General features: G+C 39.0%; 1 pseudogene. It reads left to right on the top strand.

Annotated features, from left to right (window positions below):
• Positions 1–84: 84 nt before the first annotated feature.
• A pseudogene (locus tag L696_RS29010) lies at positions 85–326 on the top strand (P22 coat protein - protein 5 domain protein); the annotation flags it as partial.

Here is a 326-nt window from a genome sequence, read left to right as displayed (position 1 = left end):
AACGAGATTAATCAGCATTGGGATCAAGTCAAACAAGCATTACAAAACAAATAATAATAAACGAAAAGGACAAGGTGAAAAGATATGACAGTACAGAATTTTATTCCAACAATCTGGAGCGCACGTTTAAATGAAAGCCTGAAAAAGAATTTGGTGTATGGGAGCGTGGTCAACACCGATTATGAAGGTGAGATTCAAGGGCAAGGCTCAACGGTAAAAATTAATTCGATTGGGGCAGTAAGCATTGGCAATTATGATAAGGTGGCAGGAATCGGTAATCCACAGGAACTGGATGCTACACAAAAAACATTGGTGATTGATCAGGC

Origin of the sequence: Paenibacillus maysiensis, from assembly GCF_000520815.1 — a bacterium.
In the GTDB taxonomy this organism is placed as follows: domain Bacteria; phylum Bacillota; class Bacilli; order Paenibacillales; family Paenibacillaceae; genus Paenibacillus; species Paenibacillus maysiensis.
The sequence above is the reverse complement of the archived record's forward strand: the minus strand, read 5'-3'. Positions and strand labels throughout refer to the sequence as shown.